General features: G+C 70.0%; 11 protein-coding genes and 1 pseudogene. All 12 read right to left on the minus strand.

From position 1 onward, the window contains the following. Positions 1–35: 35 nt before the first annotated feature. Entirely contained in the window at positions 36–1,484 is a 1,449-nt protein-coding gene (locus ACW14X_RS03230; protein WP_457164691.1) for a basic amino acid/polyamine antiporter, read from the minus strand. Further along, a complete protein-coding gene (nhaC, locus tag ACW14X_RS03235) occupies positions 1,481–2,953 on the minus strand; it encodes a Na+/H+ antiporter NhaC (RefSeq protein WP_457164692.1) in 1,473 nt (490 codons plus the stop codon). Before nhaC ends, ACW14X_RS03230 begins: the two co-directional genes overlap by 4 nt. A 5-nt stretch (positions 2,954–2,958) precedes the next feature. Beyond that, positions 2,959–4,548 (minus strand): class F sortase, encoded by a 1,590-nt coding sequence (locus tag ACW14X_RS03240; protein ID WP_457164693.1) that lies wholly within the window; start codon positions 4,546–4,548, stop codon positions 2,959–2,961. 658 nt (positions 4,549–5,206) lie between these two features. Continuing rightward, the gene (locus tag ACW14X_RS03245; RefSeq protein WP_457164694.1) at positions 5,207–6,466 is read right to left on the minus strand and encodes an extracellular catalytic domain type 1 short-chain-length polyhydroxyalkanoate depolymerase; all 1,260 of its coding nucleotides are present in this window, start codon (positions 6,464–6,466) and stop codon (positions 5,207–5,209) included. A gap of 130 nt (positions 6,467–6,596) precedes the next feature. Beyond that, positions 6,597–7,220, minus strand: coding sequence for a flavin reductase family protein (locus ACW14X_RS03250; protein WP_457164695.1), 624 nt, complete (start codon positions 7,218–7,220; stop codon positions 6,597–6,599). A gap of 55 nt (positions 7,221–7,275) precedes the next feature. Next, positions 7,276–8,550: an HNH endonuclease signature motif containing protein gene (locus ACW14X_RS03255; RefSeq protein WP_457164696.1), complete on the minus strand. Its 1,275-nt coding sequence runs from the start codon at positions 8,548–8,550 to the stop codon at positions 7,276–7,278. A gap of 374 nt (positions 8,551–8,924) precedes the next feature. After that, positions 8,925–10,289: a hypothetical protein gene (locus tag ACW14X_RS03260; RefSeq protein WP_457164697.1), complete on the minus strand. Its 1,365-nt coding sequence runs from the start codon at positions 10,287–10,289 to the stop codon at positions 8,925–8,927. Further along, the gene (locus ACW14X_RS03265) at positions 10,268–10,744 is read right to left on the minus strand and encodes a DUF6508 domain-containing protein (RefSeq protein ID WP_457166040.1); all 477 of its coding nucleotides are present in this window, start codon (positions 10,742–10,744) and stop codon (positions 10,268–10,270) included. Before ACW14X_RS03265 ends, ACW14X_RS03260 begins: the two co-directional genes overlap by 22 nt. Then, a pseudogene (locus tag ACW14X_RS03270) lies at positions 10,724–11,200 on the minus strand (O-acetyl-ADP-ribose deacetylase); the annotation flags it as partial. The pseudogene ACW14X_RS03270 and the gene ACW14X_RS03265, both read right to left, overlap by 21 nt. Beyond that, positions 11,197–13,680, minus strand: coding sequence for a non-ribosomal peptide synthetase (locus tag ACW14X_RS03275; protein WP_457164698.1), 2,484 nt, complete (start codon positions 13,678–13,680; stop codon positions 11,197–11,199). The pseudogene ACW14X_RS03270 and the gene ACW14X_RS03275, both read right to left, overlap by 4 nt. After that, positions 13,677–14,714: an ABC transporter ATP-binding protein gene (locus ACW14X_RS03280; protein WP_457164699.1), complete on the minus strand. Its 1,038-nt coding sequence runs from the start codon at positions 14,712–14,714 to the stop codon at positions 13,677–13,679. The genes ACW14X_RS03275 and ACW14X_RS03280 overlap by 4 nt, the downstream gene beginning before the upstream one ends. Beyond that, positions 14,711–16,207 (minus strand): ABC transporter permease, encoded by a 1,497-nt coding sequence (locus ACW14X_RS03285; RefSeq protein ID WP_457164700.1) that lies wholly within the window; start codon positions 16,205–16,207, stop codon positions 14,711–14,713. The genes ACW14X_RS03280 and ACW14X_RS03285 overlap by 4 nt, the downstream gene beginning before the upstream one ends.

Genomic DNA, 16,207 nt, shown 5'->3' on the forward strand with positions numbered 1-16,207 from the left:
TTTGTCTTCGGATGGTTCGGGTCCGGTCCGCGACCTCAGAGGGTGATGCGGCCGGTCCACAGACCGATGGCGCCACTGACACCGCCGATCGCGATCAGCACGAACAGCCCGAGCTCGGTCGGGCTGAACAGTCGTCGGCCGTGCTCGCTGCGGGCCTTGACGTAGAGGAGGGTCGCCGGGGCAAGGATGACCGTCATCAGAAGAATGAACTTCAGTCCCGCGGCGTCGAATAGGAACAGCGTGTACGCCGTGGCGATCCCCGCGACGATCGTCTCCATGAGACGCGTTCGCGGCGCCACGTCGTCATAGGCCTCCCCGGTCAGGCCGAGCTTGAGTGCGTACGCCGCCGCGAGGAAGTACGGCAGCAGCGCCAGGCTCGTGCACAGGTCGAGCATGAAGTTCAGCGCGTCGGTGACCACCAGGGTGAGCGCGAGCAGTGCCTGGACGGCGAGCGAGGACACGACCAGCGCGGTGATCGGCGTCCCCTGGGCGTTCTCACGCCCGAGGAACTCTGGGAAGTCGTCGTTGCGGGCGGGGATGTACATGACCTCGGCCGCCATCAAGGTCCACGCCAGGTAGGCGCCCAGCACCGAGACGATCACGGCCACGCTGATGAAGACCTCGCCCCAGTCCCCGACCACAGACTCGAACACTCCGATCATCGACGGTTGACGGGTGTCGGCAAGCTCCGGTTGCGGCATGACCGAGTAGCTGGACAGGGTGACCAGCGAGAAGATCGCCAGCACGCTCAGGAACCCGAGCACGGTGGCCTTGCCGACGTCCGAGCGCTTCTTGGCGTAGCGCGAGTAGACGCTGGCCCCCTCGATCCCGAGGAAGACGAACGTCGTGATCAGCATCGTGTTGCGGACCTGCTCGTCCATGTTGCCCAGGCCGTACCCGTAGGCGGTCCAGTTGTCAGCGAACACCCCTGCGTCGAAGAAGACGAACAGCACCACGATGAACACCATGATCGGCAGGATCTTGAAGACCGTCACGATCCGGTTGATGATCGCCGCGTCACGGATCCCTCGGGCGATCAGATAGTGAAACAGCCAGATGGCAACCGTCGACACTGCGGCCGCCAAGACGGTGTCTCCGTCGCCGAAGGCCCCGAAGAACCCGCCCAGGGTCGCGGTGATGAAGACCCAATAGAAGGTGTTGCCTGCCACCGCGCTGGCCCAGAACCCGATCGCGGAGTTGAAGCCGGCGTAGTCGCCGAACCCGGCCTTGGCGTAGATGAACACACCCGAGTCGAGCTCGGGCTTGCGGATCGCCAGGTTCTGGAAGACGAACGCCAGCATCAGCATCCCCGCGCCGGCGATCGCCCAGGCGATCAGGGAACCGAGGATTCCCGTGGCGACTCCGAACCGGGCCGGCAGCGAGAACACCCCGGCGCCGACCATCGACCCCACCACCATCGCGGTCAGCGTGGGCAGGCTCATCTTCGCGACGGCCGTCGGCGCCGTCTCAGTCTGCGTGCTCATTCCTTCTCCTCGAGTCTTGTCGGCTCGGTCTTCTCGACGCGGAAGCCGGTAACGCCGTACAGCACGCTCAGCGCGGGGCTGGCGTAACAGAAGACGGCGTAAGGGAGGTACAGCAACGTGGAGACGCCGAGAGTTGCGCCCATGAATGCGCCGCAGGAGTTCCACGGGACGAGTGGAGAGGTGACGGTGCCGCTGTCCGCGGCGAGCCGGGACAGGTTCGTCGGCGCGAGCCCACGGCGGGCGAACTCGGCACGGAAGATCCGGCTGGGCAACACCAGCGCGATGTACTGGTCACCGGCGACCACGTTCAGCCCGAAGGCGCAGGCGAACACGGTGAGGAACAGGCGCCCGGTCGACCGCGCGGCCCGGATCATGGGCTGCACCAGTCGGTCGATCAGTCCGAACTCCTCCAGCAACGCCCCGAACGTGACCGCCCCGAGAATCAGCCAGATCGTCAGCAGCATGCTGTCCATGCCGCCGCGCGAGAGCAGCCGGTCGACGTCGGGAATGCCGGTGGCGATCGAAAAGCCGTTTGCCATCGCCAGCCAGACCGCCTTGACCGACTCCACGACAACGTTCCCGGCGCCGGCAACGAAGTCGGCGTACACGTCGGGCTGGAGGAAGGCGCCGAGCACTCCGGCGAACAGGGTGGACACGAGCAGGGCCATCGAGGCCGGTACCTTCCGGATCGACAGATACCCCAGCAGCACCAGCGGCAGCAGCGCGAGCGGCGTGATCCAGAAGACCTCGTCGAGGCGGGACAGGTCGGAGTCGGTCTCGGCCTGGCTGACCGTGTCTGATCCGGTGACACCGAGAACCGCGAACACGACGAGCGCGAGGAGGAATGCCGGCACCGACGTCCAGACCTGGCGGCGGATGTGCTCGTACACGTCGACACCCGCGATCTGCGCGGTCAGGATCGTCGTCTCCGAGAGCGGTGAGGTCTTGTCGCCGAGGTAGGCGCCGGAGATCACCGCGCCGGCGGCGATCTCCGGGAACACTCCGATCAGGCCGGCAATGCCGACCAGTCCGACGCCGATCGTGGCCGCGGTGGTCCACGAGCTGCCGATGCTCAGCGCCACCACCCCGCAGATGACGGCGGTGGCGACGTAGTACCAGCCCGGGGAGAGGATCTGGATCCCGTAGTAGACCAGCGTCGGGATGGTGCCGCTGAGGTTCCACACACCGATCAGGGCGCCCACCGCCAGCAGGATGAAGATCGCGCTGGTCACCGAGGCCAGTGCGCCTCGGCCGGTCTCCTGGACGGCGGCGAAGTCGTGTCCGTTCTTCATCGCGATCAACGCGGCCATCGCGCAACAGAGCAGCAGCGCCACCTGGATTGGCCCGTCAAGGGCGTCGAGGCCGAACAGCGTAAGGGCTCCGCCGATCAGGAGCGCCAGGGCCGCCAACGGCAGGAGCGGATCGATCAAGGAGGGCTGGCGACCACCGACGACGCGTTCCTTCGACACCGGGCTCACCCCACCGAGGGATCCCGGCTCGGGCGAGCGACGACCACGGCGTTCGAGAGGTAGCGCGACCCGTCCCAATCGGTGCATGTCACCAAGACCAGCCGCGCCGCGCCACCGCTATCTGACAGCGCCGGCGCCCAGCGAGCGAATGCTGCGCGGGAGAGGGTTCGCACGGTGGTCACCGTGTACCTCACGGCGCGGTCCTGCGTCGACACGATCAGCGTCGCGCCCTCTGTCAGCTCGGGCAGGTCGTCGAAGACACCCATTCCGTCGAGCACGGTGTGCCCGACCAGCACCATCGCTCCGTGCGCTGCGCCCGGGCGGGCCCCTCCGCTCCACCAGCCGACCGCCGACGCCTCGGACGGCGGGGTCAGGGTGTTCTCGACCAGACCCACCGGAACCACCGGGGCGTCCATCCCGATCGAAGGTGCCATGACCTGCAACGGAATTGCACCTTGCTGCCGGCGGCCCGGTCGAGCATCGGTGTTCGCCCCCGCCTGGCCCCGCGCGTTCGCCGCGGCGTGTGTCCGCACGCTTCCACCGAAGGGCTCCTCGGCTGACGCCAGTCCCCCCTCGCGCGCCCCGCCATCTGACGTGGCGCCCTCGGTCAGTCTCCAGGCCAGCGAGTCCGCGCCAGCGGCGGCCAGCAGGATGGTCAACATCACCAGCGATGCGACTGTCTTGCCTCGTGGTGGTCGTCGCGGCAGCCGGGGGGCGTGCCTCGTCTCCGGCGACTCGGGAGCGGAGCCGACGCGACTCGGACGGCGCACCGCAAACCCGACCAGAACGGCGCCGAGGAGCAGTGCACCCGCGAGCATGCCGGCGCTTCCGAGGACCCACCCTGCGCCATCGGGGCGCGAACCTCCCAGCGAGGCCGCCTCCACCAGGCCGGCGTCGACGCGGCACAGCGTCCGCGCCGGCAGATCGGTGGCGGCGCTCGGCGGGGACACCTCCGGAGCTGGGACCGGTACCCCACCAGGTCCCGCCGACTCCGCACCCTCGGCGTCGGGAGCCGTCGCCTGGCGGTCACTGGCGCCCGGGTCCCCTGTACCGCCGCCGCCGCCGGCGCCGCCGGGGCTCTCCATGCCCCCAGTGCCGGTTTCGCCGGGGCTCTCCGGGTCGTCGGTATCGCCTGTCTCGTCGGGGGTGTCGGGTGATGCGTCCGGAGTCGGATCGGTCTCTGTCGGACCGGTCTCTGTCGGACCGGTCTCTGTCGGACCGGTCTCCGTCGGCTCCGGCTCGGGGCTTTCAGCTGGCTCGACGGGGGTGGTCGTGCAGGACGCATACTCGATCGACCAGTGGCTGACCGCCTTGCCCGTCGGGTGCGTAATGGTCACGGACTGCCGGGGTGGGTCGACGGTGACATACACCGGCCCGCCGCCAGCCGGGGCCGCGCCGGCCTTCACGCAGTACTGGCGGATCTTGTACCCGGCGGGTGCGGTCACGGTCACCGACTGTGGATCACCGGTCGTGTCGACCTTGCCCGAGGTCAGCGGGCTGCACACATCTGGAGCCGCCGCAGCCGGGCTCCACGCTCCCCAGCCGAGTGTTCCCAGGAGTGTCGCAACGACCATGACCACCAGCGCGGTCGCCATGGCTGCCGCGCGCGCCGCGGCAGCTGACGTCGTGTTCTCTGAGCGCCCGATCTGGGTGGAGATGCAAACCTCACCGGGAGCATCGACTTGGCATCCGCCTGGGGTGAGCGTTCCCCGCGGTGGGGTGTGCCTGACCCGTGAGTCCTCGCCCGGAGTGTTCTGGCGCCGCACGTGTGCCGCCCTCCTTAGCGTCCGTCGCGACGACCCCGGTTGGTTGGCTGGAGCATCTTGCTCTGCTCTCTGAGTCCGAACTGGCGAACGTCCAGTACTACCGCCCGATCGGGGACCTGGTTTCAGTTGGGACCGCAGCAGCCGGATCGCGCGGAGCACCTCCAGGCCTTCGAGCGACCTGACGACAACAGTCGTCTGGCACCGCGGCAGCCGCGCTCGGATGGTTGCGTCGAGGACGCGACTTACCGCACTGATTCTCTAGGCAGCATAAACCCAGTCGCCCTGAAAGTTAAGGAGCACGACCCGTCGCCCAGTCGTTCGGAGAGTCCTACCCCGATCACTGAACGCCGGGCCCGTCCGAGATTGGGTCGACATCGAGATCACCGACCGCTCGCTCCGACGCCGCGGGTAGTGCAGCTATCGCGTCGACGCTCGCCCTCTGACTCGTATCCGTCGACGGCATGCATACCCGGGGACGAGGTCTACGTCAGCAGGTCGTCACCACGTCGAAGCGGCCGCCCGCCGACTCCTGCAGGGTCGTCACGGTGGCGTCGCCCTGCCCCAGGTAGTCCTCCGAGACGTTCGCGTAGAACGGGTTGTAGGGGTTGGTGCCGTAGGAGTGCGCGCGCCCGGCGGCCTCGTGCTGGGCGTTGGTCGCAGCGCCGCAGTAGAGGCCGGGCTCGGTCGGCGGGTCGGTGGGCTCCTCCGTCGGCGGGTCGGTCGGCTCGGCGCCCCGCTCGACCCGGCGGTTGTTGTCGAAGAAGAAGTCCGTAACGTACGCCGGGTAGTCGATCGAGTTCGTCGTGACGTACGAGCCACCGGGGCCACCGCCGGCCGGCCAGTTGTGTCCCATGCCGGTGTTCTGGATCAGGGACACGCGCGGGCCGGTGCCGTCCGACCACAGCGTGCCGGAGCCCGCGGTGTTGTTGCCGGCGAGGCCCGCCAGGGAGAACGACGACTGCGACCCGGCACCATAGATCCCGGCCATGACCTGCGCGTTCAGGGTGTTGTATCCGGGCGCGACAGTGGTGTCGTTGGAACCGTAGATCACCGAGGTGAGCTGGCTGCCGAACCCCGACGCGGCGGAGCCCGCGAACGTACGGCAGGTGTTGGTGACCTGCGACTGGGTCACCGCCACCGACCCGATCTGCCCCGAGGTCGTCCCGACCGAAGGACCGGCGTTGATCCCGATCCCGGCGAAGACGTCGGGCGCGAGGCAGCCCATCACCATCGTCTCGCCGCCGCCCGATGACAGCCCGGACAGATAGACCTGGTCGGGGTCGATGTCCAGGGCCGGATCGGCGAGCAGGTCGCTGACCAGCTGGAGGAGGTTGTCGTCGTGGCGCCCCAGCGAGGTCCGGGAGTGATTGCTGTCGTAGTAGTCCCAGCAGCCGAGGAGCACGCCGCCGTTCGGGGCCGCCGGGATCGCCACGACCATCCCGCGCGCATCCGCCGTCGCGGTCCAGTTGCCGCCGTCGCGCAGGGCGGCCGAGGTCTGGACGCAGCCGTGCAGGTTGACCATGAGGGCACGCCCGGTGCCGAGCGTCGGAGCGGTGCTGGGGACGTACAGCTGGGTGGTCATCCCGCCCGCCGTCCTCGCCGACCACGTACCCGCGGCAGCCGTGGACGTCTCGGCGGGTAGGACCGCGACCGCTGCTCCCCCGGCCATCACCAGGCCGAGGCCCGCGAGCGCGGCGCCGATCCGTTGCCGCCGAAGCCTGGACGAGATTCGAGACCCGAGACCCATGACCGATCCTCCTGAGCAAGAGCGCCCGCCGCCACCCGGCAGGCAGACCGACCGTAGATGTGACGCCCGCCACAGGTCTATGTCGCCGCGGACCACAATCCGATGCCCGGACGTGTCGATCCGGCGCCGCTCACCGGTAGAGCTCCTCGTCGATGCTCGCCAGCCGCGACGGATGGACCCGCTCCCCCAGCCCGTAGAACTGCTGGAAGCTCATCACCAGCGGCCGCCAGCGATCAGGATCGATCCGGTGGTCGTGACCATCCAGACGCAGCTCCGGTGCGACCCGCACCGCAGTCACCGCGACCTCGACGGCGAGCAGTTTCGGTTCACCGAGCTCGTGGAGCGCCGCGACCGTCCCCTCGATGTGCACCGGGCACTCCGCGACCGACGTCGGCAGCACCGTGTCCGATCCGTACGCCGTCAGCCCGGCATGCGCGTACTTGTCGGACACATACACATACCCACGCTCGGCCTTCGCCGCCGACATCGCCGCGTTGCCCGTGGTCAGCGCCAGCCGATCGACCTGGGTCACGAGGTCGACGCTGGGAAGGTTGAGCACGATCTCCGGCCGCTCCCTCAGATTCCGCGCCGTCTGCGACGAAGCACCGATCCCGAGAACCGCCGTACGTCCCAGCCAGAAGACCGACGACATCGGCATCAGGTTCGTGGTGCCGTCCTCGTTGACCGTAGCGAGCAACACCACCGGCGTGCCGAAGTAGAGGATGGCCGGATCGATGTCGACATGCGTACCCATGCCTCGAAACTAGGGCGCCTCACCGTCGACTTCCGGCGGGTATCCGACGGCGCAGTCACGGACGACGGGTGAACCGGATCGTGCCGTCGGGTAGTCGCTCATGAACGTACGCCGCGTTGTGGGCGAGGCGGTGATGGTGGGGACAGAGCAGCGCCCCGTCCTTGAGATCTGTCTTGCCGCCGGCGGCCCAGGGTTCTAGATGGTGGGCATCGCACCATTCCGGTGGCATGTCGCAGCCTTCGGCCTGGCAACACTTGTGCTGCAACCGCATCGCCTTGCGTTGGATCGGTTGGAAGAACCTGCTGCCCCGGCCGACGTCGAGGACCTCGCTGTCACCACCGAGGACCCAGGGGATGATGGTGGCGTTGCACGCCATCCGGCGGGCCTCCGCCGCGGAGATGGTGGCCCCGTTGGTCTCGTCATAGCCCAACGTGGCGATGCCGAGGTCCTTGCGGAGCTCCTCCAGGGAGATCACCACGTTGATGGTGGTCGCATCCCCGCCATGCCTAGGTAGCGCGGCCGGGTCGACGGTCTCGAGGAGCCGGGTGAAGCCCTGACCCATGAGTCGTTCCCACGGCGGCAACGGAGCACCCTTGGCGACGAGCTGTTGTTTGCGGGGCTGGGCCCAGGCCTCCACCAGCCGCTTGAACCGCATCCCCATCGAGGTCGGCAGGACCCCGTCGAACCCGATGGTGCCGTCGTGGTTATCCCAGACCCGTAGCGCGGTCTTCTGCTGAGCACGCTCCTCTTCAGCCAACAATGCTTTGGCTTCGGCGTCCTCGAACCGGGCCGGGTCGATCTCGGCCAGGATCCGTCGTCCGACGATGCGGAGCTCGTTCGCGGTCAACCGGCCGGCGTAGTCAACGAGAAGCTTCTCCGCCAGGACCAGATCCTCGCCGCTGGCGACGGGGTCCGTCTCGATCTTGTCGAGGGCGTGGGTGATCACCCGTGCCTTGTCCTGGGACACCACACCCTCAGCGAGGCCATCAGCAACGAGGCCGTACTTGGTGACCGCGGCTGCGAGCTTCACCTGGGAGCGAGCCACGGCTTTGTCGACGAGCAGGTCGGTCCGCATCCATCCGGAGGCGTCCTTCGCGCCGGTCTCCTCGGCGATGTCACCGGCCGTGGCGAGCACCCGCAGCTTCAGTGCGGCTTGTTGGGCTTGGAGTTTCTCCAGCCGTTCCAGCAGGTCCTTCTTCTGCCCGGTGCGCCAGTAGGCCGGGTCGGTGGTCAGCAACTCTTGGAGGGCGGTCTCGATGGCGGCCAGGGCAGCGTCGATCGCATCGCCGGGGTTGGTGCCCCAGTGGTCGATCGAGCGGCCGAGACTCATCGCTGTCCTCTCCTCGGAGGTGTGCTGTGATGGGTCTGATTCTACGCTTCACACGCCGTTCTGACTATCTATTTTCCCAGTTCAACCGCTGTTTTCGCGGTGAGCGAACGACCTAGAATCTGTGGATGGTAAGTGGCCCGAAGGGCCACCCTTGCGCCCCATCAACCTCACCTGTCTCAAGCAAGATTCCGCTGCGCCACACCCGGGCCGCCGCCCCGATAGCCAGCCAAATCTTTTTCTCGATCTGGTCCGGAGTCCAGGACCGCCGAAGGCGGCCGGCGAAGCCGGCGCCCGAAGGGCGTCCTTGACGCCGGACCAGATCGAGAAGACCCTCCAAGAACGGGTCGGCGGCCCACCCCAACCCCGAAGAACGGTCACCCCTGCCACGCCCTCCAGATCGCGTCAAGCAAAGCCCGAACCTCCTCGCGCCGCCCGGATTCGGACACCTCGATCTCGTCCCCCGCACTGCGAAAAGTGACGACCCGCCCCTGGTCGTCACGGACAGTGACCACCCTCCCGAACCCAGCGAGAGGCTTGATCACTTCCACCATGTCCGAAACCTCGTCGATGGTCACGTGCACCGAGAGGTCGTCATCGGTGAACGTGAACGGCGCATACGCAGCCAGCCGCGGTGCCGCAGCAACTCGCTCAGCGACCACATCCGGCGGCCCGGCAACCTGGTATCTCTCATCCCCGGCGACGGTGCCGGAGATCGACATCCGCCTGAGACCGGCGGCCTCGGGCTCCTGTTCGACCTCCCGATAGACGGCGACGACATCGTTCACGTCGACGCCACTGATCTGGAGGCCGCGATCATCGCTGCTGACCGACCCGACCGATGAGAGCGCAGCGAGATCGAGGACGAGCTGAGCAGCGGGGACGTCCTGGTTCCAGGCACTGATCTTGCCGCCGCTGACGCTGACCTGTTGACCGGGCGTCTTACGCGCGAGCTCGGCGGCCGCAACCACGTCCTCGCCGCGACTCATCTCCAGCGTCAGCGCGCCCGGCCTGATCGCATACCCCACGACCTCGAGCCGATCCCGGATCTCGCGGAGGCCGGCGATCGGCTCGGTCATCGGAACCGCTTCAGGCAACGTGTCGACGTGCTCCCAGTGGTCGGCCGCATCGGTGACGCTCTGATCTTCTCCGTAGGTCACCAGCACACCGGCGCGCTCACATCCCGGCGTCGCGGCCCGGAGCGCGACCAAGCCGTCATAGGCCGCCAACGGATCCGCGCTCGCCTCCGCCTCGACGACACAGGCCTGTGACCCGGCACCGTAGGCGATCGTCGCGCTGTCCAGATCGGTGCGCTGCCGCACTTCGTCGAGCAATCGCAACCCGCTCGCGTTGCTCTCCTCGGATGAGCTCACCTGAAGATCGACGTGGTCCATCTCGAGAGTGAGCTCGTAGTCGGGACTCTCCCCGGACACGTAAGGCGCCAGGATCGCGGTGATCTCAGCGGCCCGCGCCGTGCTGATCCCGTCCTCCAGGACGATGGTTCCGCTGGCGTCACCCGCAAACGGCAGGACGTTGTTGCCCCCGACCTCCACCCGCTCGATGCCATCGACGCCCTCGAGCCGCTCGCTCAGCTCATCGGCCAGCTGGTCGCCCCGGTTGGCCGCACACGACGACGCCATCAGCACGATCGCGAGCGCCATGACGACCGTGCGAGTGCTCACAATGCTTCCTTCGGTCCCGAGACATGAATCATTGCTGCTCAGCGCTCGCTCTCGAACCACGTACGCAACCGAGCGACGATCGCGTCGATGGACCCATCCTGAAGCGCACGCCCGAAGACCCCGTCGTTGAACCGTTCACCCCGGCTATAGACCGTGGCGAGCCGAGCAGCGTCCGCGACCGGCGCGGTAGCAAGCAGCGAAGGGTTGGAGAGGAGCGGATTGCCGCGCATCCACTTCATCCAGTCGATGGACGCCCCCGGAAGCGTGCGATAGAGCTGCCGGACCCGAGGGCTGTAGGCGGGATACGGCGCCAGGATCGCGCCGCTCTCGGTCTTCTGCCCGCCACCCCAGGCGACGTCACGGTCCTCAGCCGTCAGCGCATCAGCGGCCGAGAAGGCCTCGAGCCACGTCGCGTCCGGGACGCTCCGCAGCTCAGCCTCGACCTGGGCATCGGAGGGATCGAGGGCCTCGCGGGCGCGGTCGAAGGTGTCGTACGCCTTCTGGTCGAAGAGCACGACACGCACCTCCTCGACAGAGGTCGGGGTCCGGGCGAGGGTCCACAGGGAGACGTACGCGGCCTCGTCGAGCGGGTAGCGGTAGACGCCGGTCGAGATCGCCGGGAACGCCACCGTGCGCGCCCCGAGCTCGTCGGCCACCCGGAGCGACTCACGGAAACACGAGGTCAGCAGGGCGACGTTGTCCTGGCCGTCGGTGTAGACCGGGCCGACCGTGTGGATCACCCACCTCGCCGGAAGATCGCCGCCCGTGGTCGCGACCGCCTGCCCGGTCGGCAGACCGCCGTCGAGACGTCCGGCCCGCAGCGCCCGGCACTCCTCGAGGATCGCCGGGCCGCCGCGCCGGTGGATCGCCCCGTCCACCCCTCCCCCGCCCAGCAGCGAGGAGTTGGCGGCGTTTACGACCGCGTCAACAGGCTGGTCGGTGATGTCCCCGCGTACGACCGTGATTCTCACGCCGTCAATCTAGCCACCCGGGCTCGGGCCGCCCAGGCCGCCGGGCCGAGGGCGGCGACCACACCGGCCGCGACGGAGGCGAGGACGCCCAGCCAGCCGAGCCCGGCGGCCTCGAGGCCGGGGTAGATCTGCCAGTGGACGAGGTAGATCCACAGCGACGACGCGGCGAGCACGGCGGCCAGCCGGGCCAGCGGCCAGGGCAGCAGGGGCGGCCACGGGACCAGCAGGACGAGGATGCCGAGGGCGACCGTCGCCTCGCGGACAGGGTCACCGAAGAAGCCGTACGTCGCGACCACGACCGTGACCGCGACGAGCACCCGATGCCACGGCCGCTGTGCCTCCGCCGCCGCCCAGCCCAGGGCGAGGCACCACAGCACGCAGCCGATCGTGTAGCGCTCGGTCGGGCCGGCCTCGAGCCCGACCCACAGGTACCGCACCGCGAGGGTCGCACCCACCACCACGGCGGCCGCACCGAACCGATGGCGCCGCTGCCACCGGTCGAGGACGGGCACCAGCAGCAGGAGGGCGAGCCCGGCGAACGACCAGGTGATGACCTCCAGGAACCACAGCTGCCAGTCGCGGGTCCACTCGTCGCTGCCGAGCGCCTGGTTGAGCCCGAGCGCGGTCGGCCAGTGGTAGCGATCGCTGACCAGGGCCACGGCACAGACCCAGAGGGCAGCCGGGAGCGCGACCGCGGCCGCTCCCCGGAGCAGGCGACGCGCGCGCAGGGTCCGGGTGGGAGCGGTGAGCCCGAAGCGGGCGAGGTTGAAACCGGCCACCGCGAGCAGGATGTGGGCGCCGCCGAGGAGGGTCCACACGTCCGCGTGGCTGCCGACGATGGCGACGATGGTCACCGCGCGCAGCAACACCGGGATCTCGACGGGCCGCAGCCACCGCCGCGGGCTCCGCGCGCTCGCGGCGAGCTCGGCGATGCTCCGGTGCTGCCAGCCGGAGGGCAGGGTGCCGAGCCGTTCGCCGAGCTGGGTGGCGATCTCGACGAAGGAGAGCGAGTCGCCGCCGAGCGAGACGAAGCTGTCGGCCACCGTCGCATCGGGGCGCCTCAGCACCGCGGCATAGACCGTACGCAACGCCTCCGCGTCCGCGCCCTCGGCCAGCCCCGCATCCGGTGGCCCGGCCGCGTCCGCCACGCTCGCCCAGGCACCGAGCGTGGCGTAGTCGACCTTGCCGTTCGGCGTACGCGGCACCTCGTCGATCACGTGGACATGGACCAGCGCGCGCGGCAGCGCCACGATGCCGTCCACAAGTCCCGGCAACCGGTCGGCGGCCCCCGGATCGTCGGTGAACACGTGCAGCCGGGCGCCGGGAGCGACGGCTCGCACCGGCCCACAGCCGGCCGAGGCCGCGAGCTCGGACTCGATCCGGTCGAGGTCGATGCGCAGCCCGAGGATCTTGCCGAACCGGCTGCGCCGGCCGGTGATCTCCCACAGCCCGTCGTCGGCCTGCCGGGCGAGGTCGCCGGTGCGGAGCTCGGTGAGCTCGGGTTCACGGGCGAGGTCGGCGACGCTCTCGGCGTACCCCATCATCACGTTCGGCCCGGTGTAGACCAGCTCGCCGACACCGTCGGCCAGGCCGTCCCCGGCACCGTCGACGGGATCGAGGTGGAAGTGCCCACCCGGGATCGGGATGCCGATCGCCTCCGGCCGGCTCGCGGCGAGCGCGGGCGGGAGGTAGGCCATCCGGGCGGTGGCCTCGGTCTGGCCGTACATCACGACCAGGTCCCAGCCACGCGACTCCCCCAGCGCGGCATAGCGACGGACCGTCTCGGGCGGCATCTTGCCGCCGGCCTGGGTGATGTAGCGCAGCGACGGCAGCGAGCGGTCGGCGAACCCGGAGGTGTCGAGGAGGTCGAAGGTGTAGGGAACGCCGGCGAACGAGGTGGCGCCGTGACGCGCCGCGACGTCCCAGAAGCACTCGTCGGCGACGGAGAGGTCCGTGAGGATCACCGCGGCTCCCACGCTCAGGTGGGAGTTGAGCACGGAGAGGCCGTAGCAGTAGTGCAGCGGCAGCGAGCTCATCGCCCGGTCGGCGGAGGTGAGCCCGAGGTAGGCAGCGATGCTGGCCGCGTTGGCGGTCAGGTTCTCCCGGGAGAGCCGGACCAGCTTCGGCGACCCGGTCGAGCCCGAGGTCGACAGCAGCAGCGCGAGGTCGGGATGGAGATCGGCCCGGCCCTCGAACGCCGCCCGGTAGCGCGTCCGCAGCTCGGCGTGATCACCACCCGGCGGCGTCAACAGCACCGGCCGGCGAGCGGTGAGCGCGGCCAGGTAGCCGACCACCGAGTCCAGGTCGTTGCCCGCCTCGAGCAGCACGACGCCGCGGGCGGGACCGTACGCCGCCGCGCGGTCCATCACCGCCTGCTCCAGCTCGGCGTAGGTCAGCGTCGTCTCGTCGGTGATGACCGCCGGGTCCCCCGGTCGCCCTTGCAGGAGCAGGTGGGCATCGGTCGCGATGGTCGAGCTCATCGCATGTTCCCGGGATAGCCGACCAGCGGCCCGACGACCTCGAGCGCGACCGTGGCTCCGATGTCGGGGATCCCGGTGCCCGCGACCCGGGCGGTGACGCGTACGTCATCGCTCAGCCGCACCCGGATGGTGGCGTCGTGGCCGAAGAAGGAAACCTCCTCGACGACGCCCTTGGTGCCGGAGGTGGCGTCGACCGAGACCTGCACCTGCTCCGCACGGACGACCAGCGTCACCGCCCCGGCGGGCCGGGGCGTGATGAGCGCGACCTCCCCGAGCGGCGAGTCGACCCGCCCGTCGGCACCCACCTCACCCGGAAGCAGCGTCGCTGAGCCGAGGAAGGCCGCGACCCCGGGATGCTCGGGGGTCAGGTAGACGTCCACCGCGGAGCCGACCTGCAGGAAGCGCCCGGCAGCCATCACGGCCACCTGGTCGGCCAGCGAGAGCGCCTCGCCCTGGTCGTGGGTGACCAGCAGCGCTGCCGCGCCGGCCGTACGCAGCGCCCGCACGACCGCTCGTCCGGACTCCTCGCGCAGCCCCGCGTCGAGCGAGGAGAAGGGCTCGTCGAGGAGCACCAGGCGGGGCCGAGGCGCGAGCGCACGGGCCACGGCGACCCGCTGCTGCTGACCGCCGGAGAGCTCATGGGGATGCCGGTCAGCCAGCTCGGCCGGCAGCTCCAGCAGCCGGAGCAGCTCGGCGACGCGGTCCTGCCGCTCGGCACGGGCCACGTTCCGGCGCAGCCCGAAGGCGATGTTGCCGCCGACGTCGAGGTGCGGGAAGAGCGCGCCCTCCTGCGGGACGTACCCGATCCCACGGCGGCGCGGCGCCAGTCCGGCGACCGAGCGTCCGCCGATCCTGATCTCGCCCGCGGTCGGCGTCATGAACCCCGCCACGCAGCGCAGCAGCGTGGTCTTGCCGCAGCCCGAGGCACCGAGCACGGCGGTCACCCCGCCCTCGACGGTCAGGTCGAGCCCGTCGAGCACCTGCCGCCGGCCGTGTCCGGCCCGCAGCCCGCTGATCTCCAGTGCCGCGGTCATCGCGCCTCCCCTCTCGACGAGCGACCCAGCAGGATCGTCGCCGGCATCGCCAGGAGCACCAGCGCCAGCGCGTACGGCGCCGCGGCGCCGTAGGCGACCGAGGATGCCTCGCTCCAGAACTCGGTGGCCAGCGTCGTGGTCCCGATCGGGGCCAGCAGCAGCGTCGCGGTCAGCTCCGTCGAGACCGCGAGCGCGACCATCGCGGTCGCCGTCGCCAGCCCGGGCAGGAGCAGCGGCAGGGTCACCCGGCGCATCGCACCGGCCCGGCTCAGCCCGAGGCTGAGCGCGACCTCCTCCAGCCGCGGCGGCACCAGCTCCAGCACTCCGCGCACGGCGACGAGCGCGCGCGGCAGGAACAGGATGACGTACGCCGCCACGAGCAGCGGCAGCGTCTGGTAGAGCGCCGGCACCCAGCCGATGGCGACGGTGACCAGCGCGAGCGCGACCACCACACCGGGCAGCCCGCTGGTGACGTACGCGACCCGCTCGACGCCCAGCGACCAGCTCGTCCGGCGGCGGACGGCCTGCCAGACGACCGGCACCGCGGCGGCGGTCGCGACGACTCCGGCGACGGCGGCCAGCGCGATGCTGGTGCCGGCGGCAGGCAGCAGGCGGCTCAGATCGAGCTCGGCCGAGGCACCTCGGACCAGCCAACGCACCAGGCTGACCGCCGGCAGACCGACAGCCAGACCGACGAAGGCCGCGAGCCCGACGAGCACCGGCGCGGTAGCCCGCCCCAGCCGCTGCCGTGGCGCCGGCCGCGCCGTGCCGCTCCCGACGCGGGCACGCCGAGCCGGGCCGCGGGCCAGCATCTCCAGGGCCAGCAGCCCGAGGCAGGCGAGCAGCAGCACGCCAGCCAGCAGGGTGGCTGCCGGTCCGTTGAAGGCGGTGCCGTACTGCTGCAGGATCGCGGTCGTCAGGGTCGGGTAGTTGAGCAGCTGGAGCGCGCCGTACTCGGCCAGCAGGTGGAGCCCGACGAGCAGCGCGCCGCCGAGCACCGCCGGCGCGACGGTCGGCAGGACCACACGGAGGAACACCTCCCGTGGCCGCCGCCCGAGCGACGCGGCGACCTCCTCGAGCGATGGGTCGAGGCGCCGCAGCGCCGCCACCGCGGGCAGGTAGACCAGCGGATAGTAGGAGAGCGAGACGACCAGCACGGCCCCGAGATAGGACTGAACGGCGTGGGTCGTGGCGACCCAGGCGTACCCGTTGACGAAGGCCGGGATGGCCAGCGGCGCGCACAGCGCTCCGTGCCACCAGCCGGCCAGGGGCAGGGAGGTCCGCTCGACCACCCAGGCACCGCAGACCCCGAACACCACCGAGAGCGCGACCCCGCCGACCAGCAGCCGACCGGTGTTCCACAGCAGCTCACCGATGCGCGGGCGGACCAGGAAGTCGTACGCCTCCGCCGGCCCCAGCGAGGCGGTCGACCACACGACGTACGCCACCGGGAGCAGACAGACAGCGGCGATGGTGCCGGCCACCGCCGGCAT

Source organism: Nocardioides sp. YJ-D4, assembly GCF_054031495.1.

Bases quoted from the DNA above. Each gene is read 5' to 3' on its own strand.
- ACW14X_RS03230 (WP_457164691.1), bottom strand. From the start codon at position 1,484: ATGAGCACGCAGACTGAGACGGCGCCGACGGCCGTCGCGAAGATGAGC.
- ACW14X_RS03240 (WP_457164693.1), bottom strand. From the start codon at position 4,548: ATGGCGACCGCGCTGGTGGTCATGGTCGTTGCGACACTCCTGGGAACA.
- ACW14X_RS03245 (WP_457164694.1), bottom strand. From the start codon at position 6,466: ATGGGTCTCGGGTCTCGAATCTCGTCCAGGCTTCGGCGGCAACGGATC.
- ACW14X_RS03250 (WP_457164695.1), bottom strand. From the start codon at position 7,220: ATGGGTACGCATGTCGACATCGATCCGGCCATCCTCTACTTCGGCACG.
- ACW14X_RS03255 (WP_457164696.1), bottom strand. From the start codon at position 8,550: ATGAGTCTCGGCCGCTCGATCGACCACTGGGGCACCAACCCCGGCGAT.
- ACW14X_RS03275 (WP_457164698.1), bottom strand. From the start codon at position 13,680: ATGAGCTCGACCATCGCGACCGATGCCCACCTGCTCCTGCAAGGGCGA.
- ACW14X_RS03280 (WP_457164699.1), bottom strand. From the start codon at position 14,714: ATGACCGCGGCACTGGAGATCAGCGGGCTGCGGGCCGGACACGGCCGG.
- ACW14X_RS03285 (WP_457164700.1), bottom strand. From the start codon at position 16,207: ATGCCGGCGGTGGCCGGCACCATCGCCGCTGTCTGTCTGCTCCCGGTG.